The organism is Thainema salinarum CENA647, from assembly GCF_057732415.1.
Genome location: NZ_JBYJZJ010000022.1, coordinates 1,054,805 through 1,074,610, shown reverse-complemented (window position 1 = coordinate 1,074,610; position 19,806 = coordinate 1,054,805). Strand labels below are relative to the sequence as shown.

The following is a 19,806-nucleotide window of genomic DNA, read 5'->3' as shown; positions in this document are numbered from 1 at the left end:
TTTGTAAGCTAGAGCAATAGAAGATGAAGCAGAACCTGAATGCAACCCTACCCTGCGCCAATTGAAGCTCAAATGCAACGCTATTATCAATCGTTGTCTGAGAAGGATCGTCGTCGCTATGCCGCCATTGAAGCGATCAAACTCGGATATGGTGGGCAAGCCTATATCCGAGAGTTGTTCGGATGCCATCATGCAACCCTAGCGTTGGGACTGGCAGAACTGGATGATGAACCTGCTCTCAAACGGGAACGGATTCGTCAAGTGGGAGGTGGACGGAAGTCAGCATTTGAGACCATTGAAGGGCTAGATGCGTCATTTCTGCAGGTGTTGGAGCAACACACGGCGGGTTCACCCATGGATGAGACGGTGAAGTGGACTAATCTCAAGCGCCATGAGATTGTGGCCTTGCTGAAAGAGGACGGAATTGACGTGAGTGTGACGGTGGTCGATCAGTTGTTGGAGCGGCACAACTTTCGTAAACGCAAAGCGGTGAAAAGACTGGCAACTGGGGAGAGTGAACATCGCAATGAACAATTTGAGCGGATTGAGCAGTTGAAAGGCACCTATCAAGCTGCTGGCAATCCCGTCATGAGTATGGACACAAAAAAAGAGAATTAATTGGCAAGTTGTATCGAGCGGGGCAACTGTACACTCAAGAGCAGGGAGTCGAAGTGTTTGACCATGATTGGGCAACGCTCGCAGAAGGCGTCGCTATTCCCCACGGACTGTACGACTTGAGCGATAATATTGGCTACATCCAGATCGGCACGAGTCATGATACCAGTGAGTTTGCCTGCGAATCGATTCGCTACTGGTGGAACACCTATGGCAAAGCACGCTATCCCCTAGCTGGCTCGATTTTGCTGCTTTGCGATGGTGGGGGCAGTAACAGTTCTCGCTACTACATCTTTAAGCAAGACTTGCAAGCATTGGTCAACGAGTTAGGGATTGAAATTCGCATTGCTCACTATCCCCCCTATACCTCCAAGTACAATCCAATTGAACACCGCTTGTTTCCTCACGTCTCAAGCAGGTGTCAAGGGGTAATTTTTGAGAGTGTCCAGATGGTAAAAGAGCTGATGGAAAAGGCAACCACTCGCACAGGTCTCAAGGTCTTTACGACGATTCTCGATAAAACGTATCACAAGGGTCGTAAAGTTGCTGAGGACTTCAAAGCCAACATGAAGATTGTCTTCGACGAGCTTCTGCCGCAATGGAATTACACAGCAAAACCAGAATTACAGGTTATTTAATTCACAATCCTTAATGCAGAATGTCAGCAAGAAATTAACTTGGTGAACGACCTGCTGGACTTGCAGCGCTTGGAAGCCAATCGCCAACCGCTAGAACTAGCAGAGGTTGATCTGAATCTGCTCTTGCCCACGCTGGCCGATTCCTTCCAGGGCCGTGTCAATGCCCGTCAGCTTCGGCTTGAGGTCGCAATTCCGCAACCGCTGCCCATGATTGAATCGAATCAGGATGGCATCAGCCGCATTGTTGGTGAACTGCTGCACAATGCCTGTAAGTACACGCCGCCCCATGAACAGATTCAACTAGTAGCTATCCTGCCGCAGCACAGCAATCAGCTCGATCAGCTCCAGATCACCGTCTGCAACACGGGAGCCAGCATTCCAACCCAAGAACTGCCCCATATTTTTGAAAAGTTTTATCGGGTGCCCAGCACAGACCGATGGCAGCAGGGCGGCACAGGCTTAGGCTTAGCCCTGGTGCGAGAACTGGTGCATCATCTGGGCGGTGAGATTCAGGTGGAAAGTTGCGATTGCAAAACCACCTTTACCGTCACCCTACCGATTGCGCCCAATCTTCAACTCAGCCATGACTCTATCCGGAGTGCCGTCTATTAAGAGTTCGGTTCTACCGACTGTCAGACGGCTTTTCTCTCGTTACACTCTAAATAAGTGAATAAGCAAGTGATTAACTCAACGGTTCGCAACGAGGTATCCCGTGAAAGACGCATCCAAGCAAACTTCTAATTTTTTCAATGGTGATGCAGCCTCCGATAGCTCACTGATGCAATACGTGCAGTCAATGGCACCCGAAACGATTGCCAAGTTGTCCAAACCTGCATCCTCCGAAACGTTCCAAATGATGGAGCGCAACATTATTGGCCTATTGGGAGGACTGCCTCCAGAGCATTTTGATGTAACCATTACCACTAACCGCGAGCAACTCGGTCGTCTACTCGCCTCCGCCATGATGAGCGGCTACTTCCTCCGTGGCGCAGAACAGCGGCTGCAGTTCGAGCAAGCACTCGTCGCTGCTGGCGATGTTTCTACAACTGACGCAGATTCGCTATTCGACTCCGATTTAGAAGACGCATAGAACAGCTCATTAAAGGCCATGAAGGGCGGTCAAATTCGCGATGCGAATTTGACCGCCCTTCATGGCCTTTAAATTCCATAGATATTGCACATGGTTTAGGACATTTTTGTGGCGCGGCTAAGCCGCGCCACAAAAATGTCCGTGTCCTAACAGAGCTGACTACAGCCATATGAATTACTTTTCGTTTTGTTAAGCAAATCTCATCTTATGTGGCGATTTCTTGACAGAAGACAGCTCAAACCGGCAAGAGCCGATATTCTGTAATGGATTACACAAATTATTTTCTTAAACTGTTAATTAGAACACTGAATTGGAACTGGCTATGGCTCAACTCACCCTAGATGAAGTCTTAACTCGCGTTCACGATGGCAAATCGCTGCGTCGGGCTGAACTGAGTCGTATTGATTTATGCGGGAAGCAGTTGGATCGCGGCCAGTTTACAAAGGCATATCTGCGATTTGCCAACTTGTCCTACGCGTCTTGCCAGAAGGCCGACTTCAGCCGCGCCACGCTCATCCTGGCGAATCTGAGCCGGGTAGATGCCAAACACGCCATTTTCAAGAAAGCCAATTTGACGCGGGCTCGCCTAGAGCAAAGCAATCTGGAAGGTATCACAGCCGCACAAGCAAATTTGCACGGTGCGGTTTTGAATGGTGTCCACGCCCTATTTGCTGACTTAGATCGAGCCGATTTGAGTCAGGCGATAGGACGCAATGCCATCTTTAAAAATGCCAGCTTGATTGAAGCCAATCTATGCGGCAGCGATTTTAGTCAGGCTAGTTTTGGCGGAGCCATACTGCGCCGCAGCCAGTGGTGCAACGCCAACTTGGCCGGAGCATCTTTCTATGGAGCTGATTTAGAGCACGCAAATTTAGTGGCAGCCTGTCTGATCAGCGCCAATCTGACCGATGCGGATCTGCTGGGTGCAAACCTCTCAGATGCCGATTTGACTCACGCAATTTTGACGGAAACTCAGTTCGACTGGGCGAACTTGACCGATGCCAATCTAAGCTATACCGATTTGACCAACGCCAGCCTGTTTGGCACCTGTTTGGAAGATGCCAATTTGTCCTATGCAAATTTAACGGGCGCGAATTTGCAACATGCCAATTTAGAAAATGCCGTCCTGGAAGGCGTCGATTTGTCAGATGCCCAGGTGAATGGTGCGGTGTTTGGGGGTGTAACGGGACTGACGCTGGCTCAAATTGGCTGGCTACAGGAGAATGGTGCGTTGGGAATTTAGGTACTGAGGAGTGTGAATTTAATAAGGTGGAAATCTTTGGGGTAGGGACACGGCAATGCCGTGTCCCTACAGATCGAAAGGTTTACAGGCTATTTAATCCACAATCCTTACTACCGCAGCAGTTGACCAATGGCTTCAGCAAGAACAGAGCGGGGCAGTCTGCCAATAAAGGTATCTGAAACTTGCTGATCGGTCTTGAGCAGGACAATTTTCGGCACTCCAGTAACCCCATACTGATCGACCTGTGCTGCCCAGCGCGGATCGTCGATATCGAGCATGACAAAATTGACTTGGTTAGCGTAATCCTGCTGTAGCTCATGTAGCGTCGGTGCCAGTCCCTGGCAGGTGGTACACCAGTTGGCATAAAACTCGACGAGCGTCGGTTTCTGATTTGCGATCGCAGTTTCATACAACATCGAACTCTGTGCCATCTGCCGCAACGACATCAGCCCCGAAACCGGCGACAGACTGCTGGTTGACACGGAAGGGCGCGTCAGGAATAGAGTACCCACAATGAACATAACCACTAAGCCGACGGCCCAGGTTAGGCGAGTGTTGAGTCGATTTAGCATAACGTTACTGCTGTTCACTGGTAGTAGTAGGCCAGAAAAATATGAACGCCGAGCATGAGGCAGAAGACGGTGACGAGGATGATGTGCGTCGATAACCAGAAAGCGCGTAAACCTCGGATGAGAGGGCCTTTGGTGGTACCGAGCGTCAAGCTTCCGACTTTGGGTGAGGCCAGGCCAAAGTATTTGCGGGGAGATTCCAAGATGCCCGTTTCGGCCACTGCACCGATTAGGGCAGATAGCGTTACGCCCCAAAAGACCCAGAGAAAAACAGAGTTAAAATTAGCGCCCGTCGAGCCAATCGTGTGCACCAGCGTCAAGGCAACCAGACCCACTCCGGCGAAGATGTGCAAGCTGCGCCAAAACTGTATTGAGCCAGGGATTCGAATTTTGAATTTCCAGCCGAGGCTGCGTTTGCGTACCGTTAACGCCATTTCTAGCCCAACAAAGGCCAACGATAAGTAACCCGTAGCCTGCTTGTAGAGTTCGCCTCTCAACAAGTGATGCAGATCGACCGAGCGATTTCTCAGTGCATCTAAATAGCCTGCACTAAAGGCAAACGGCAGGAGTAGGGCCGCCGTCACCAGCGTCAAAATGATCAGCGTAGAAAATCTGGGTTTCATGGCGTGGGTCAAGCCTATTGAAGCACCGTTGAGAAAGGCAATCCGAAATTTGGAAAGTTAGAAAGTTGAAAGATTAAAAAGGTGCGATCGCAATAATTTTGCTGTGATTCCACAGAGGAGAAGGCTAGCCTTCTCCTCTGTGGAAAACTTTAAGCCCCTTCTAGAGGAATATTAATCATGACGCCGCCCATCACGTCGCCCATCTCGAACACTTTATCGGGATAGCGTTCGAGGTGAACCGGGTGAGTATTGTGGCAAGTGACGCAGGCTTCCGCGACCGCGATGTCGGGATACAGCGCCGAGAAATAGCGCATTCCACCTACTTCCTGATAGTCCTTATACGGTTCTCCGGTGTCCAAAACCTGCTGCATCGCTGTTTGCTCAAACTCATTTTTAGGAGCTTGGCTGTCATTAATATTCCAAGGCGAAATCAGGTTATAGGTAAAGGTGCCATCCTCTGAGGCGATCTCAGAACCCAGACGGAACATCTGAGCAGGCAGGGGAATACCATTGGTTTGCTGCCAGCCTTCAGTCGCTTCAACTGCGAGGACACCATCATCTTTGACTTTGCCCTCTAGGGTTTTAGCCCGGTTGACGACGTGCTTGGTGTAGGCCGTGCGGTCTGCCGCCAGTGCGGTGTGAATATAATCCGCCACCAACTCTGGGGCAACTCCATCCGCTGAATCCTGCTGTGCGGTGCTGTTGCTACAGCCCACAGCAATAACGCAAACGCTGAGGATAATGGCAATAAACGCAACGGTCTTGGTGCGTAGCCATCTCGTCCAGCCGCTTAAATAGTGATTTGCAATCATGTCGTTCTCCTTCCTAATGTTTTTAGCCTCAGGACTAAAATCGGTTTGAATGTGGTGTTTGAGTGTGGGAGCGAGCATCCGCTAGTTAGGTCATGAGGTTTGGCACCTCATGAGCCTGATTCTGGAGTAGATTCTGATTGAGAATCCGAGGCTGATGCGCTACCCGACCGGGTTTCCTCCAGTGCGCGCACCATCTCCAGAGTCTGGAGGGTTTGATCAGGGGGACGGGCAAAATTGGATTCCACCAGTTCGTCATCAAAGATGCTGTTGTAGCCATATTCCATGCCGTGACAGTTCAGACAGACCTCTTTCACCATGCGATCGCGGGGTAGCAGCGTGAAGGTGTTGTTGTGGTTCACGAGCACCGTGCCCGATGCCGATTCATGGCGAGGGAGGTGACAGGTGGCACAGGTAACAGATGCAGATGACGGGCGGGGAAGCTCGCCTTCAGCCAGAAAGAGCTGGGCGTGCTTAGAATTTTTGTAGTTCAACGAGTGGGTGTCGTTGTGGCAGGTGAGACAGGAATCAACCGACGCCTGGTAGGTATCAACTGAATGCACGTTGTGGCAGGCGTTGCAGTTCATCGGCTTGCCGTGCGCGGCTGGCTGCATCGGAATACGAGCCATTGCCGGAGTCAGCGGCGACTGTCCTTCCAGCAGCCGAATACCGTGTTTGCCGAGCAGAAAGGTTTCCACCGCTTGCTCGTGACACGACTGGCAGCTCTCGTGAGTCGGCTGAGCAATCAGCGCGTTCGTTTCTTCGGCCAAGTGACAGCTCGAACAGTTGACATCGGCTAAAGCGTGGGCACTATCTTGCCAAAGCTGAGTAATCTCCTCCAATTCAGCATCGGTAATATCGGCAGCAGCTGGGACGGCAGGGCTGAAGACGAGAGTTAAGACTGCGAAGGAGAGGATTAGACTGTTTCTCGCTAAGGTAGTGAACGTGGAAGGGTAGGCGAGTAGGCGGGTGGGAGCCGCTGCCAGGGTTGCAATCAGACGGGATATTAAGCTTCTTGGAGAGTGCATCATGGTGCACCTCCCGCCAAGAACTCACGACTCAGATCCGGGCTTGGTGCAGTCTTTAACTCAGCTTCTACTAAGCGTTCCGGCATAGTCGGAGTTGGCAACATCATCGGCTGATCGAGATTCTGGCGGATGAATCCGGTGGAAATCGAGCGGTGATCGTGATAGTTGTGACAACCGGCTGTCCAGCAGCCATCGGCGGTAAAGCCGTCGTGACTTTTTAGATCGCCGCTGATAATGCCCTCGTGGCAGGTCATACAGAGATCGGGCTGCAGATGTACCCCCCGACCAAACATGTGAACATGCTCGTTGTGGCAGGTCGTACAAGTTAGTACCTCCAACTTTTCAAGTTCAGCCGCCCAGCGCGGATCGCGAAACTTCTTGGGGCCGTGGGCATCCTCCGCCATTTCAGCTTCATGACAGCGCATACAGGTGTCGTTACTGACGGGCTTAAATCCCTCGTGGCAAGAGGAACAGGAGGCTTCAAATAAAAAATGACCTTCGGACGTTTCGCCTGGCAAAAAAATGGTCTTTTTATCTAGCGCAAAGGCAGTGCCAACCCAGCCAATCAGCACGATGCAGATGAAAATAATGGCGGTCTTGACGGTAAATAGCGATCGCAAACTGGATCTTCGGCGGCGCTGGTCAGCCATGACAGCTCCCCAAGATGTCTACAAAAAGAGAATGAGTAGAACGATAATGCCCAGTGCTCCGGCACCAAAGGCAGCCAGTTTTTTGCTACTCATCGGTGCAGCTTCGCTGGCTGGTTCGGCTGGTGATGCGTCTGGAACAGTCGGCATTGCCGCTGCAACAGAAGCAGGATCAACCGAATCAAGCTGGACATCCGCCTGAGAGTAATCGGCACCATCAAGCATAATTTCGGTAATCGCTCCGTAGGCATCTGCCCATGCCTGCTTGGTGGCGGGCGTCCAGTCTTCACCCAGATACTGCTCAAAAGTTTTCAGCAGCGTATTGCCGACGAGAGGATAATGCTCTGGCAGTGCGCCATATTTGACATGACGAGCACCCAAACCTCTCAGGCTGCCACTCAGTACGTCCGGCTTGCGCAAGTTTTCTACAACTAGAACTAAAGAGGCCAAGAGCTTATTGCCCTGCTCCGCCATGTTGGTATGGGCGAACAACGGCTTCGCGGCTGGATAGTCGATGAACAGATTGTCGTAGAAGCTAGTAATAAACGCATTAGCTTGCGGCTTCACTTTCTCAAAGCTCTGTTCTAGCAGTTCCACCTTCAGTCCCGTTTCAGTATCCGTTGCGGGCACAGCAGGTGCAGGCGCAGAGGCCAAATCCACCTCAACTTGGGAATAATCAGCTCCATCCAGCATGATTTCGGTGATGGCACCGTAGGCATCCACCCAAGCCTGCTTGGTTTCAGGTGTCCAATCCTCACTCAGATACTGTTCGAACGTTTTTAGCAATGTGTTGCCAACTAACGGATAATGTTCTGGCAGCGCACCATATTTAACATGGCGTGCGCCCAAACCTTTTAGGGTATTGCTCAGTACTTCTGGCTTACGCAAATTCTCAACGACTAGCACCAAAGACATCAGCAATTTATTACCTTGCTCAGACATATTTGTATGAGCAAACAGCGGCTTTGCGGCTGGATAATCCGTGAAGAGATTATCGTAGAAACTAGTAACAAAATCGTTTGCTTGAGGCTTAATTTTTTCGAAACTCTGCTCTAGCAGCTCTATCTGTAACCCCGTTTTTGTAGTCATCAGTGAGACCGCTCCCCTTAATCATTAACAACGGAAATCTGCAAAAAGCAATTATTTCTATTTCGCAGTTCTGATTTTGTCTTGAATAGATACAGTGTTAGCTGACACTAAGAACACAGGAAGGCACTCATACTACCTCTTGATTTTCAAGTAAAATTCCCACGTCAAATTGCGCCGCCAACTGAAAGTAGCTACAACTGGCGAATACGCCAACTGCTCACACTATCTGTTTAGTAGCTCTTGGGAGTTATTACACCAATAAGGTTATAAAAGTAATTCAGTACCTTTCGTATAGTTAAGTACAAAAAAAATAGGGTTTTGCAAAAAATGCACATTCTTCATGCAGGTATCGCATAAAATTCGCAATCGCAAATTATTTTGTAGCTCTATATACAAAATAATTCGTTTTACAAACAACCGATTTCGGGGAAAATAAAAGCAATGATTGGACTAATCATTGCAAACAAGCTACTGCGAAACCTAAATCCTAAATGAGAAGTATCTCCACCAAGATTTCCTTCTAGTAAATAGTATTCACCCTCGCTGAGTTAGTGATTATCCTGAAATTCGTTGTTATGGAATCAAAATTTCAACTGCACAAAAAACTGAAATATGATTTCGATTAAATTTCGCAATCTGGTCAATTTAGTTGCACTAAAAACATTACTTTTATGCAGTTTTTACATCAAGCACCAGTCAAATGTCATAGGATTAAATAAAGAGCGCTCTTGGTTTAGGTGAATCTTGCATGGTTGATGGATTGCAGCAGGCTCAAGCCGCGGCTCAGCAGCAGGACTGGTCGTTGGTCAATCAGTATTTAGAACGCTTCATCGCTCCCGAGCGGTCGGGGCGAGAGTCTGCATCCCCTGAACCCACTAATCCCGATAGCGAGACTGCCGAAGATGCCGACACCCAAACCGCGTTAGATTTGGCTATCCAGAGCTTAGTGGATGGGGATTTTCAGTCCCGATGGGATGCCGCCAAACTAGTGCCGAAGTTTGGTAACGCTGCGATCGCACCTTTAATTGACCTGGTGCAGGACGAAGACTGTGATGATGAAGTGCGCTGGTTTGCCGCGCGATTGCTGGGTGACTTCAACGCGCCAGAAGTCGTTCTTGTGCTGGCGGAACTGCTACAAACAGCGGAGGATGACGAACTTCAGACCATCGCTGCTTCGGCTTTAGCGAATCTCGGCTCCACGGCCATTCAGTCGTTAGCGGATCTACTGGATCATCCTGACGTGCAGTTGTCAGCCGTACAGGCACTGTCACAAATCCGCACCGTGGAAACAATTGAGCCGCTGCTGCGGGTTGTGGACTCACCTCAGCCCCAAATTCGTGCGATCGCAGTTGAAGCACTGGGCAGTTTCCACCATCCGGCGGTGACACCCGTGTTGCTGAAGAGGCTGGCGGATACGGCATCCACCGTGCGGCGAGAAGCGCTGGTTGGACTGAGTCGGCGACGCGATTTGCTGAACGAGATTGACTTAGTGGCTCACATTCAGCCCTGCTTGCTGGATCTGAATCTGGACGTGTGCGGTCAGGCGATGATTGCGCTGGGACGCTTAGGCACAGATGCGGCAGCAGAAGCTCTCCAGCAGGTGCTGCTGTCACCCAATACGCCGATGCCGCTACGGGTTGATGCGGCTCGTACCCTGAGCTGGATTGAATCGCAAACGGCACTAGACGGGCTAGCTGAGGGCTTGAAGCTAGAGCAGGACGACGTACAGGTCGAAATCGTGCGGGGACTGAGTCAAATTCAGGATACTGACCTGAGATCGCAGGCCGCTCCCTTATTGGCTCACGCCATGACTCACCCGTCTTTTTCCGATACGGTGCGGCAGGCGGCAGCTCTGGGTTTAGGACAGCTTGACCAAGATACGGCCCTGGAACCGTTGATTCAGCTTCTAGCCGACACCAATTCAGCGGTGCGCTTCCATGCGATCGCAGCTTTAAAGCAGCTCAATCCCAATGCCGCTTTTACACGATTGCAGGAACTTCAGCAGCAGTTGGATGAGAACAGCACGCTGGGTCAGGGAGTTGCGATCGCACTTCGGGAGTGGTAGCAAAATACCAGTTCTCAAAGTTAGCGCTACAGATTGAGCGCTACAGATGAGGCAGTGCTGAGGATTGGGCATTGCACATGTAAGGAACGGTTTTCGTGGGGACACGGCGCTTTTTCGGTATTGATCAAATCGGTACAGATCAAAACCGTATGTCCGATTAACCGTTCGTAGTGAAACCGGGATAAAGCGTCATACCACCGTCAACATAAAGCGTTGTGCCAGTGACGTAGTCTGATGCATCGGATGCCAGCCAAACGGTTGCTTGGCCAATATCTTCTGGAGCCCCGATCCGCTGATAGGGAATCACCTGTAGTAGTTTCTCTTTCGCTTCCGGTGTATCCCAAGCATCCTGATTAATTGGAGTTTTAATGGCACCTGGCGCAATGCTATTAACGCGAATTTTCTGAGCCGCGTACTCCTGCGCAATACTTTCCATCATCATTTTGATGCCGCCCTTGGATGCAGCATAGTTAACGTGTCCCGCCCAAGGGATTTCTTCATGCACCGAACTCATGCAAATAATTTTGCCCGCCGCACAGGAACGTTCGGGCACAACGCCCCGCTGTAGAAACTCTTTGATCGCCTCGCGAGCGCACAAAAATTGCCCCGTCAAATTAATGCCAATTACCTTGTTCCAATCATCAATGGTCATCTCGATGAATGGTTTATCTTTTTGGATGCCAGCATTGTTGACCAAGATGTCAATTGTGCCATACTGATCTTTCATAGTTTGAAAGATGCGTAGGACGTCTTCTTCCTGGCTGACATCTCCTTGAATCGCGATCGCATCACCGGCCTGGTTTTGAATTTGCTGTACGACCTGATTGGCGCTCTCCTCACCTTTGTAATAGTTGACGCCAACTTTGGCACCTGCTTCCGCTAGTGCTACGGCCACCGCCATACCAATACCAGAGCTAGCGCCTGTAACGAGGGCAATTTGTCCATCCAAGGGTTTCATAGATCGTTGTGGAATGAAGGTTTAATTTGTAAGCTGCATTGAGAGCGAGCAAGTGCGATCGCATCTAACCTCAAAACGTACAATTAACGCCACTAACAAAAGATAGAAATTAGAGAAATGAAGGAGGTTTAAACCACTAACTTTGATTGAGCTGCGACATTTGCGCTACTTTATTGCCGTTGCGGAAGAACTGCACTTTGGTCGGGCTGCCGAACGTCTCCACATGGCGCAGCCACCCCTGAGTCAGCAAATCCGGCAACTTGAGGATGAATTAGGATTTGCTCTGTTTTATCGCACAAAGCGGGTTGTACAACTGACCGAGGCGGGACAGATTTTTCTAGATGAAATTCGCCCCCTTTTCCGGCAGTTGGATCGGGCCATTCAGCGAGGCCAGTTGGCTAGTCGGGGAGAAGTTGGGCAGCTAGTGATTGGATTCGTTAGTTCATCCATGTACAACGTACTGCCCCGGATTTTGCAAACCTTTCGCAATCAAGTCCCAGGCGTCACGCTGACCCTGGCGGAATTAACCACCGACCAGCAGATCCAGCAGCTCAGCGACGGTGAAATCGACGTTGGCCTCATGCGTCCCCCTGTAGATAACGCCCAGTTTGAAACTCTACTGCTGCTGCAAGAATCCCTCGTTGTTGCTTTACCAGCCGCTCATCCGCTTGTCAAACAAACCACGGTGTCTCTCAATGCGCTAGCTACCGAGCCGTTCATTCTCTTTCCTCGCCCGCTAGCTCCGGGGTTATATGACCAAATTATTAGCCTGTGCCAGACGGCCAACTTTAGTCCCGTCGTTGCCCAAGAAGCCGTCCAGATGCAGACCATTATCAGCCTAGTTGCAGCCGAAATGGGCATCGCGATTGTCCCTGCATCGATTCAAAATTTGCAGCGGACAGGCGTTGAGTATCGCTCCATTAACACCCAGACGCCCCAGGCTTCTATTCTACTGGTTTGGCGACACCACGATCCGTCTCCCGTCGTGCAGCGATTTGTGCAAATTGCCCAGCAGTTTTAAACGTCCTGGTTAAACGCCCTTGCACGATGATAGGTAAACATAAGTTTTATAGTGGACTTTATTTCCAATAAAGTTTTTGGGGTCGGAAATTGTTTTGTAGCGCGGCGGAGCCGCGCTACAAAACAATTTCCGATAAAGTCTAGTGATTCCAGAAAACGAGAGAGGAGAGTGCCTCAGAATGAGGCACTCTCCTCTCTCATTCTTATCTAGAACCGCTATATCAGTTGGATTGGGAGTTGCGATCGCCAAAATGGATCAGAGCCTGGTTGGTTCCTCTGTCTGCCCGATCGTCGTCATTTGCCTGATCTGCCTCGCTATCTTCGGAGGGTGCAGACTGACGTTCGGGTGCAGTGCTGCCGGGCGGATTACCAGAGGACTCCGCAGGTACCGTTTCTTTATAGAAGGTTTCTAGACTGTCTGGATCACCCACAAAGCGCCAGTGCCAAGGTTCGTAACTAATTCCTTGCTCATTGTCGCGGGGAAACGATAATTCAAACCCATAATAGGCAGCATTATCTTCTAACCAGCGGAAAGCGGGCGTATCTTCAAAATCGATTTGTAAATCGGTGTCAGGATAATAGCCATCTGCGAAGTCAACCGCATAGCCTGTGTGATGTTCACTATAGCCCGGTGGAGCGCTGACCTCGGCCCGATCTTGGGAAGTTTGGCCGCGTTCCGCCTTAACATCAAAAAACAGATAGCGCTGATCTTCAAAGGTGCGAAATCCTGAAATGACCATCAGATTCACGCCGTCTACATTGGCCGCTGCAATCATTTGATCTAATTTCTCAGCCGCCGCCTGATGCACCAGCACCCCGCCATTGGATCGCAGCGGCACCAAGTCGGCTTGAGACGCTTCATCATAGGCTTTGTGGCCCAGAATTGTGTCTTCCGTAGCCGATGGATTGGGGGTTTCAGTTGTGCTGCCGGAACCGGAATCTACATTATTTTCCTGCGCGGGATCTGAAGATGTCCCTGAGGCCGTTGTATCGGTTGTATCGTCTGATCTGTCTCCACTCGTGGCCATGTCGGGATCGGGAGTGCCGTTGGAGGCGGTGATAGACTGGAAGCCAAAAATAGCCAAACCGCCGATTGCGATCGCACCTAGCCCCCCGATCATTAACGGCCAGCCGATTGAACGCTTCGCTGTCGGACTGGCGCTCTCGCGCTTAGCCGTCGGGATATCATCATCGACCGATGGTGTTGACGGATCGGCAGGCGGTGCTAATTCGTCGTCTAAAGGGTTATTTGACGAGTTGGAGGGTTCGGACGTATCCATCTGTTTTCCGACCATAGGGCAATGATTAAGGCAATGATTACAGCGCCATCTAGTCACCTTGCCAGTGCAGTCAGAAAGCTGCACTGTATGTGATTCTAGAGGGTCTTGACCCTAAACGGCGAACGATACAGCAATCAATCAAATCGATCAGAGTTTAGCAACAAACGCTCTGCGGCTCCTACCGAATTTATCGTAATTCGCTTGTTAAACTGCCTGACAATCAGCGTAGAAATCATGTAGCACGCGTTTAATATCACTTCTGAGCATTCTCGAAAACTGTGCAGTAGAATCTGAACAGTGTTGAGATCGCAGTTCATCGACAGCTTCAGTTGCGATTTGTTACTGAAATATCGCGAACAAACTCTGTTAATCCGCAAATCGGTTCGGGCAAATTAGAGTAGGAGAAGCCTTGTCACCCCAGGGAAACCCATTCAGCACAGCTGTTGGGTCTTTCAGATTCATACCGTCACACCATGCTAGTGCTGGTGCATGAGTCCGAACCAGTGGTTGCCAATGAAGCTTTTATACCTCTCAAATCCAGCAAGCCGTTCAGCTAAAATCCAAAATCTCAAATCAATTAGGGAATATTCGGCTCGGCAGCGCCAGTTATCAAAGCCGCTGAACTTCCGGCTGAATGTTACATGAGGCACAATTTACAGCGTTCATCTTCAACAGCGAAGACTGATAGCCAGCCCTTGGTTGCTTTGGATAGTAGAGAAAAGCTCACGCTCACGGCATACTGTTTGAGTATTCCCGGCAGGCCCGACCAAGGCTCTAAAACGTAAACGGCTCGGAGGTGATGGCACAGCATGACTCTACAGATCGATCAAGGACTGTTCAGGCTCGATATGATTGACCACCATGCTATTTTGGGCATTCCCTTAAATAGCGATGCCAAGCAGGTGCGCAAACCCTATCTCAAAATTGTGCGTCGGTTACACCCCGATAGCTATGCCTCAGAAGGGGACGAGGCCAAACAAAAGGCCAGTGAACTGCTTTCTAAGTTGGTCAATCCCGCCTACGAAATGTTGTCCAACGAGAAAGAAGTCGCAGAATACTCGGTATTGCTGAAGCTCAAAGGCCAACAGCTTCAGCGTCAGGGGGAAACCGTTCAGCTTGCTACCGATGCCGCACGCAAGTTAGCCTCCGCTGCCAATGTTGATCACATTTACCAAACTGAGCTGAAGGCTCTATCCGCCGCTCAGTACGAGTCATTAGACCGCGTCCTCGAAATCACAGGCCAAATTAGCGAATTAAATCTGGTCTACCTAATGCGGACTGCAGGCGGCAAGATGGAGGCTAAGGCAAATCAGCCTGAAAGCGCTCCGTCTGCCAAACCTGCTGCTAGTGCCAAGGCGACCAAAGGTGAAAAAGCCAAAGCGTATAAACCTCAAGCGGGTCAACCATCGGAGCCGATTCGCTCTGTGACGCTGCTGGAGCAATATGTTCGGCGAGCTGAAGACTTTGAGCTGCGTAAAGACTACACAAGCGCCGTTCGAGAACTGCGTGAAGCCTTACAAACAAATCCTCGCAGCGCCGATTGTCATGCTCGCCTGGGCCAGGTCTATCTAAAATCCAAGCAGGGCACAATGGCTAAAATTCATTTCGGCAAAGCACTAGAGTATGACCCCCAAAATCAGCTAGCCTTGGAAGGGAAGAAATTGCTTGAGCAGGCTAGTAAGAAGCAGAGCCAGGCTACGGCTCAAAAATCTAGCGCTCAAGAAAAATCCAAAGGTGGTTTATTCGGATTGTTTGGCGGTAAGAAGAAATAATGGTTTATCAGCCTCCAACGGGAGCACGCGATCTGCTTCCTATCGACGTTGCCCAGAAACGCTGGATTGAGAAGCGCCTGCAAGAAGGGTTTCACAGTTGGGGCTATCACCGGATTATTACCTCAACCGTAGAGCGGCTGAGTACGTTGATGGCGGGTGGAGCAATCGACAGCGCCACCGTCATCCAACTGCAAAGCCTGGATGACGATCGGCTGGGGCTGCGGCCAGAGCTGACGGCGTCAATTGCCCGTGCGGCAGTCACCCGCATGGCCGGATCACCGTTTCCTCAACGGCTCTACTACAGCGCAAATATCTTTCGCCAAGCGGCTAAAGGCAGTCACAGCAGTCAGTATGAGTTTTACCAGACAGGGGTTGAGCTGCTGGGTAGCGGTGGCGTCTTGGCTGACGCGGAGATCCTGCTGCTATTAACCGATAGCCTAAACCGGGTTGGTTTGCAGCACTGGTCGCTGATTTTGGGTGAAGCCAGCCTGACCCAGTCGTTGCTGTCGCCTTTTCCGGAAGAGATTCGAGATCGGGTGCAGGCTGCGATCGCAAATCTCGATCGGCTGCGACTAGAGCAGTTGCCCTTATCGCCTGAACTCCAAGAACGAGCGCTGTTCTTAATGGATCTGCGGGGACAGCCTGCCGATGTCCTGCAACAGGTGTCGGCGCTTGACCTGAACGAGCCGCAGCGAACAGCCGTCAACCAGCTCAAGTCGCTAGTGGATTTGCTGCATGAGAACCTCGCCAGCAGTGAGTCACCCACCATTCCCAAGTTTGTCTTGGATTTGAGCCTGATTCGCAACTTCAGCTACTATACGGGCCTCACCTTTGAAGTGGTTAGCCCCACGCTGAGCGGTCAGCGGGTGCTGGGCCAGGGTGGACGCTATGACAAACTGCTGGGACTGTATCATCCCGATGAAGAGACTGAGATTCCAGGGATCGGCTTCTGTCTCAACATCGAAGATATTCATCAGACCCTGCTGCCGATGGGCCTGTTACCGAGCCAAACGCCGCGCAGCGAGTGGTTAGTTGTCGCTCAAGAGCCTCAAGCCCAGGCAAAGGCGTTTACCTATGCCCAGAAACTGCGTCGGTCAGCGGTAGAGGCGCGCGTCGAACTGTTCTTAGATGAATCAATAGAGATGGACGACGTGCGGCAGTATGCCCGCGATCGCAATATTGGCCAAATTGCTTGGATCTCAGCCGAAACTCCTCCAGAGGTCGAAAGCCTGACCGTATAAAACGGGTAGAAATCGACAGAAGCTGGATTGATGGCGTGATCGACGCTTCAAACTGCATAGGAATTGAGTTAGCTTAGAAAAGCGTGATTCAATACCGATTGAGAGAGGAAAAATACTGTGCCGCATACGATTGTGACCGACACCTGTGAAGGGGTTGCAGATTGCGTAGATGCTTGTCCAGTGGCGTGCATTCATGAAGGCCCTGGCAAAAATCAAAAAGGAACGGACTGGTACTGGATTGATTTTGCCACCTGCATTGACTGCGGCATCTGTCTGCAAGTCTGCCCCGTCGAGGGTGCGATTTTGCCAGAGGAACAGCCCAACCTACAGCGCACGCCTCAGTAGCAGTGTGGAGTGCTGAGTGCTGAGGTGTGAAAAAGTGAGGCGAGAGGAGTAAGGGCTGTAAAGGGAGTGGATGGGTGGATGGGTAGATGGGTAACAGAGCAATAGGGTAATAGAGTGACAGGGTTAGATAGCTTTGTCATATCATCACTGATCTACCCATCCACCCTTTCACCCATCCACCCTTTCACCCATTTCCCCCTTTACTCAGCACTATTTATTAGACTTTATTGGAAATAAAGTTTTTGGGGTTGGAAATTGTTTTGTAGCGCGGCGAAGCCGCGCTACAAAACAATTTCCGATAAAGTCTATTAAAACTGCTACAGCGCAACGCATAATTAACCTGTCCACCCATTCCCAACCGATCTGCCGATGGTTGCATCCACGGAGCAAATCAAACGAGAAATCAAAGCATTAGAAAACACAACATCTGCGATCGCGGATGAGGTTTCAGAACTGTATGCTCGCTATTTGACGACGTTAGGTCAGAGTGTGCGGCAGCAGTTAATTCTGGCTTGCTATCATCTCTGCACTCAGAATTATCCAGAGCGATTTTTGCGCCTCTCCTTTAGCCAGCGACAGAAACTGCAGCAGGCAATCAAGGGCTTGGGCAAGCAGGCTGAACAGCAGTTGATTGAGCAAACTGATGTGCTTCAGCAGGTGTTGGGGTTAGCCGATGAACCTGTGGAAGAAGAAATGGATGCGGATTTGGGGGAGAGTGAAGAGTTAGGCGAGAGGAGTGAGGAGTTAGAGGAGCTTGAGGCCGAGGCTTTAGGTGATCGGGAGTTGGGAGCAGGGGAACAGGGGAGTCAGGGAGTAGGGGAACAGGGGAGCGAGGGGGCAGAAGCTGAGGGTGTCGAGGGTGATGGGAAGGATGAGGAGGAAAATTCTCCAGATTCTGAGCTGCTAGAGACGATTACACCGGAGGCGTTGGCTCGGATTGTACAGGAGATCGAGAAAAATCCGGCTTTGGCAACGGATGCGGGATTGAGTGCGCGAATTTTGCCGCTGTCGAGTGCGTTGAGCTTAGATTTTGCGATCGCAGGTCGCCAGGATTCTCCGTTCTCATCTGCTGTTAAGCCTGGTGAGCCACTGAGTCCAATGCAGTTGGTGGATATTTTAGAGAAGCTAGAGTATTTTATTGCTGAGATTTTGCAGGGGGCGTCTCAAGCGGCTAATCGGTTGTTGCAAAAGGCGGATATTTTGCCAAGGCAGCTTCCGGAACCCGTCTTTGCGGCAGCGGCCAAAGCTGGGGAAGCGGCGGAAGGGCCGTCTTCCGGGCCACCGAACCTGCTGCGTCTTTTAGTCGAGGTTGCGGAAACCGCTAGCCCAACTAGCGATCTGGATGAAGCCGATGATGAAAATGAGGATGAGGACGAGGATGAGGATGAGCCGCTCCGCCTGCCTGTTACTCCACTCGTGGCAATTCATCTGCGGCTATCTGAAATCGAATTTACCACCGCGACGCTATCGGTTTGGCGCACCAAAATTCGCGGCAGCGTGAAGCAGCTTGAGGGACTATCGCGTAAGTATAAACGGAAGCAGCAGCAGCTTGCGATCGCAGAAGCAGAATCAGCTTGGCGCTCTAGCTGGTTTGAAGATTAGCCAGTTGTTCCAGACTAAATTCTACTAGTTTGCTTTTACCGGATTTTTTACTTTTTGTCTGTATTCTCGAATTCAATCGGGGTTTTAATCATCACATCAACCCGACCTCTGGATCAGTAGTCCAGGTCAAGAATGGTGATGCCAAGTGTGATGTCAAATCTCAATTTGTGAGGAGGAAATACAGCCATGTCAACGAAATTTATTGCACTACTGCTCGTGTTTGGAATGACGACTCTGGTTGGTGCTTGCAGTGCAGACCCAACCGATGCAACTCAGGGAGAACAGCCCGTAGAGGATGTTGAACCTGCGACTGAAGTTGAACCCGGCACCGAGCCAGAAGCGGCACCCGCCGAAACCGATCCAACCGATGCCACCAAGGATGCTGCCGAAGTTGAAACTGAGACAGACGCAACTGAATCTGTTGAAGAGGTAGAAGCACCTGAGGCAACCGAAGAAATGGAAGCCGTTGATCCGGCTGCTGAATCGGCTGAGGAAGCAGAAGCTCCAACGGGAACTCCTTAGTTTTAAGACGGTATTACACTATACCCGACGCTCTCAAGGATGACACATCAAGGGTGCTGAATATCAGCACCCTTTTTTTGGCTATATTGAAGCCAATTCAAGCATATTTCGCGATTATCCCGTTGGATATATCTCTAACTGCTGAAAGTCGCTGATTAGAATTAGATTTACTCAAAAATAATCGATTTCTTTACTTTTTACTTCTATTCTCAAGTTATATACATCGTTAAGAGTTTACGTCCCAGTTGGTTCAATCTGCGATCGCACATTGCAATCAGCTGCGATAACGAAAAAAACGATAAATCAACTATCAACATCAATCCGTTAGGAGGACGCTCATGTTTAACCGCAAATTGGCCACTCTCGCTCTTGTTTTAGGAACTACTGCCGTAATTGGTGCATGTAGTGCAGAGAACGAACCCACCGATCCGGCTCAAGGCACTGATCCGGCTATCGAAAATACCGATCCCGCTGCTGAGGATCCGACCAAATCCTACGAGGAAGCTCCTGGCACCGCTCCAGATTCCAGCGTCACTGATCCAGTTGATCCAGCTGACCCGACTAGCGAATCGATGGAAGAGCCAATGGATGACAGTGCGACTGACCCAACGGCTGTTCCCGAAGACAGCACTGGCGTTCCTGCCAACTAA

Annotated in this window: 19 protein-coding genes and 1 pseudogene; 12 read left to right on the top strand and 8 right to left on the bottom strand. The window is 50.5% G+C overall.

Translation table 11 applies throughout. The features are described 5' to 3' along the window. Nucleotides 1-39 precede the first annotated feature (39 nt). The 4 genes and pseudogenes from AC286M_RS11485 (at nucleotide 40) to AC286M_RS11470 (ending at nucleotide 3,586) form a co-directional block, all read left to right on the top strand. Nucleotides 40-1,253 (top strand): annotated as a pseudogene (locus tag AC286M_RS11485) (ISAzo13 family transposase). 42 nt (nucleotides 1,254-1,295) lie between these two features. Next, entirely contained in the window at nucleotides 1,296-1,865 is a 570-nt protein-coding gene (locus AC286M_RS11480; protein ID WP_488204522.1) for a sensor histidine kinase, read from the top strand. Nucleotides 1,866-1,965: 100 nt separating this feature from the next. Further along, nucleotides 1,966-2,343, top strand: coding sequence for a DUF760 domain-containing protein (locus AC286M_RS11475; RefSeq protein ID WP_488204521.1), 378 nt, complete (start codon nucleotides 1,966-1,968; stop codon nucleotides 2,341-2,343). A 322-nt stretch (nucleotides 2,344-2,665) separates the two neighbouring features. After that, nucleotides 2,666-3,586, top strand: coding sequence for a pentapeptide repeat-containing protein (locus tag AC286M_RS11470; protein WP_488204520.1), 921 nt, complete (start codon nucleotides 2,666-2,668; stop codon nucleotides 3,584-3,586). Nucleotides 3,587-3,696: 110 nt separating this feature from the next. Here the strand turns inward: AC286M_RS11470 and AC286M_RS11465 are convergent, their stop codons facing one another. The 6 genes from AC286M_RS11465 to AC286M_RS11440 all read right to left on the bottom strand — a co-directional run bounded on the left by AC286M_RS11465 (nucleotide 3,697) and on the right by AC286M_RS11440 (nucleotide 8,351). Continuing rightward, complete coding sequence (locus AC286M_RS11465) at nucleotides 3,697-4,158, bottom strand: thioredoxin domain-containing protein (RefSeq protein ID WP_488204519.1); 462 nt, start codon at nucleotides 4,156-4,158, stop codon at nucleotides 3,697-3,699. A 14-nt stretch (nucleotides 4,159-4,172) separates the two neighbouring features. Further along, the gene (locus tag AC286M_RS11460; protein ID WP_488204518.1) at nucleotides 4,173-4,778 is read right to left on the bottom strand and encodes a hypothetical protein; all 606 of its coding nucleotides are present in this window, start codon (nucleotides 4,776-4,778) and stop codon (nucleotides 4,173-4,175) included. Between the two features lie 149 nt (nucleotides 4,779-4,927). Next, entirely contained in the window at nucleotides 4,928-5,590 is a 663-nt protein-coding gene (locus AC286M_RS11455; RefSeq protein ID WP_488204517.1) for a Tll0287-like domain-containing protein, read from the bottom strand. A 107-nt stretch (nucleotides 5,591-5,697) separates the two neighbouring features. After that, entirely contained in the window at nucleotides 5,698-6,618 is a 921-nt protein-coding gene (locus tag AC286M_RS11450) for a cytochrome c3 family protein (protein WP_488204516.1), read from the bottom strand. Further along, complete coding sequence (locus tag AC286M_RS11445; protein WP_488204515.1) at nucleotides 6,615-7,265, bottom strand: cytochrome c3 family protein; 651 nt, start codon at nucleotides 7,263-7,265, stop codon at nucleotides 6,615-6,617. Before AC286M_RS11445 ends, AC286M_RS11450 begins: the two co-directional genes overlap by 4 nt. Before the next feature lie 18 nt (nucleotides 7,266-7,283). After that, nucleotides 7,284-8,351 carry a globin family protein gene (locus tag AC286M_RS11440; protein ID WP_488204514.1) on the bottom strand — a complete coding sequence of 356 codons (1,068 nt, stop codon included), beginning with the start codon at nucleotides 8,349-8,351 and terminating at the stop codon, nucleotides 7,284-7,286. Nucleotides 8,352-9,099: 748 nt separating this feature from the next. Between AC286M_RS11440 and AC286M_RS11435 the strand changes: the two genes are divergently transcribed. Next, the gene (locus AC286M_RS11435; protein ID WP_488204513.1) at nucleotides 9,100-10,416 is read left to right on the top strand and encodes a HEAT repeat domain-containing protein; all 1,317 of its coding nucleotides are present in this window, start codon (nucleotides 9,100-9,102) and stop codon (nucleotides 10,414-10,416) included. A 157-nt stretch (nucleotides 10,417-10,573) separates the two neighbouring features. On the opposite strand, the gene AC286M_RS11430 is transcribed toward AC286M_RS11435, so the two are convergent. Beyond that, entirely contained in the window at nucleotides 10,574-11,374 is an 801-nt protein-coding gene (locus tag AC286M_RS11430; protein WP_488204512.1) for an SDR family oxidoreductase, read from the bottom strand. 142 nt (nucleotides 11,375-11,516) lie between these two features. On the opposite strand from AC286M_RS11430, the gene AC286M_RS11425 reads away from it, so the two are divergent. Further along, on the top strand, nucleotides 11,517-12,395 hold the full coding sequence (locus AC286M_RS11425; RefSeq protein WP_488204511.1) for a LysR family transcriptional regulator: 879 nt from the start codon (nucleotides 11,517-11,519) through the stop codon (nucleotides 12,393-12,395). Nucleotides 12,396-12,615: 220 nt separating this feature from the next. Here the strand turns inward: AC286M_RS11425 and AC286M_RS11420 are convergent, their stop codons facing one another. Beyond that, nucleotides 12,616-13,689 (bottom strand): M15 family metallopeptidase, encoded by a 1,074-nt coding sequence (locus AC286M_RS11420; protein ID WP_488204510.1) that lies wholly within the window; start codon nucleotides 13,687-13,689, stop codon nucleotides 12,616-12,618. Between the two features lie 794 nt (nucleotides 13,690-14,483). On the opposite strand from AC286M_RS11420, the gene AC286M_RS11415 reads away from it, so the two are divergent. The 6 genes from AC286M_RS11415 to AC286M_RS11390 all read left to right on the top strand — a co-directional run bounded on the left by AC286M_RS11415 (nucleotide 14,484) and on the right by AC286M_RS11390 (nucleotide 19,806). Then, nucleotides 14,484-15,446 (top strand): J domain-containing protein, encoded by a 963-nt coding sequence (locus AC286M_RS11415; protein WP_488204509.1) that lies wholly within the window; start codon nucleotides 14,484-14,486, stop codon nucleotides 15,444-15,446. Beyond that, the gene (locus AC286M_RS11410; protein ID WP_488204508.1) at nucleotides 15,446-16,687 is read left to right on the top strand and encodes an ATP phosphoribosyltransferase regulatory subunit; all 1,242 of its coding nucleotides are present in this window, start codon (nucleotides 15,446-15,448) and stop codon (nucleotides 16,685-16,687) included. The genes AC286M_RS11415 and AC286M_RS11410 overlap by 1 nt, the downstream gene beginning before the upstream one ends. Nucleotides 16,688-16,804: 117 nt before the next feature. Beyond that, nucleotides 16,805-17,032, top strand: a complete 228-nt coding sequence (locus AC286M_RS11405; protein ID WP_488204507.1) for a ferredoxin family protein — start codon at nucleotides 16,805-16,807, stop codon at nucleotides 17,030-17,032. A 369-nt stretch (nucleotides 17,033-17,401) separates the two neighbouring features. Next, nucleotides 17,402-18,634, top strand: a complete 1,233-nt coding sequence (locus AC286M_RS11400) for a hypothetical protein (protein WP_488204506.1) — start codon at nucleotides 17,402-17,404, stop codon at nucleotides 18,632-18,634. Between the two features lie 186 nt (nucleotides 18,635-18,820). Further along, nucleotides 18,821-19,156: a hypothetical protein gene (locus AC286M_RS11395; protein WP_488204505.1), complete on the top strand. Its 336-nt coding sequence runs from the start codon at nucleotides 18,821-18,823 to the stop codon at nucleotides 19,154-19,156. 338 nt (nucleotides 19,157-19,494) lie between these two features. Next, nucleotides 19,495-19,806, top strand: coding sequence for a hypothetical protein (locus AC286M_RS11390; protein WP_488204504.1), 312 nt, complete (start codon nucleotides 19,495-19,497; stop codon nucleotides 19,804-19,806).

Bases quoted from the DNA above. Each gene is read 5' to 3' on its own strand.
- AC286M_RS11410 (WP_488204508.1), top strand. From the start codon at position 15,446: ATGGTTTATCAGCCTCCAACGGGAGCACGCGATCTGCTTCCTATCGAC.
- AC286M_RS11395 (WP_488204505.1), top strand. From the start codon at position 18,821: ATGTCAACGAAATTTATTGCACTACTGCTCGTGTTTGGAATGACGACT.
- AC286M_RS11430 (WP_488204512.1), bottom strand. From the start codon at position 11,374: ATGAAACCCTTGGATGGACAAATTGCCCTCGTTACAGGCGCTAGCTCT.
- AC286M_RS11465 (WP_488204519.1), bottom strand. From the start codon at position 4,158: ATGCTAAATCGACTCAACACTCGCCTAACCTGGGCCGTCGGCTTAGTG.
- AC286M_RS11415 (WP_488204509.1), top strand. From the start codon at position 14,484: ATGACTCTACAGATCGATCAAGGACTGTTCAGGCTCGATATGATTGAC.
- AC286M_RS11460 (WP_488204518.1), bottom strand. From the start codon at position 4,778: ATGAAACCCAGATTTTCTACGCTGATCATTTTGACGCTGGTGACGGCG.
- AC286M_RS11445 (WP_488204515.1), bottom strand. From the start codon at position 7,265: ATGGCTGACCAGCGCCGCCGAAGATCCAGTTTGCGATCGCTATTTACC.
- AC286M_RS11470 (WP_488204520.1), top strand. From the start codon at position 2,666: ATGGCTCAACTCACCCTAGATGAAGTCTTAACTCGCGTTCACGATGGC.
- AC286M_RS11390 (WP_488204504.1), top strand. From the start codon at position 19,495: ATGTTTAACCGCAAATTGGCCACTCTCGCTCTTGTTTTAGGAACTACT.
- AC286M_RS11435 (WP_488204513.1), top strand. From the start codon at position 9,100: ATGGTTGATGGATTGCAGCAGGCTCAAGCCGCGGCTCAGCAGCAGGAC.
- AC286M_RS11450 (WP_488204516.1), bottom strand. From the start codon at position 6,618: ATGATGCACTCTCCAAGAAGCTTAATATCCCGTCTGATTGCAACCCTG.
- AC286M_RS11440 (WP_488204514.1), bottom strand. From the start codon at position 8,351: ATGACTACAAAAACGGGGTTACAGATAGAGCTGCTAGAGCAGAGTTTC.
- AC286M_RS11455 (WP_488204517.1), bottom strand. From the start codon at position 5,590: ATGATTGCAAATCACTATTTAAGCGGCTGGACGAGATGGCTACGCACC.
- AC286M_RS11420 (WP_488204510.1), bottom strand. From the start codon at position 13,689: ATGGTCGGAAAACAGATGGATACGTCCGAACCCTCCAACTCGTCAAAT.
- AC286M_RS11400 (WP_488204506.1), top strand. From the start codon at position 17,402: ATGGTTGCATCCACGGAGCAAATCAAACGAGAAATCAAAGCATTAGAA.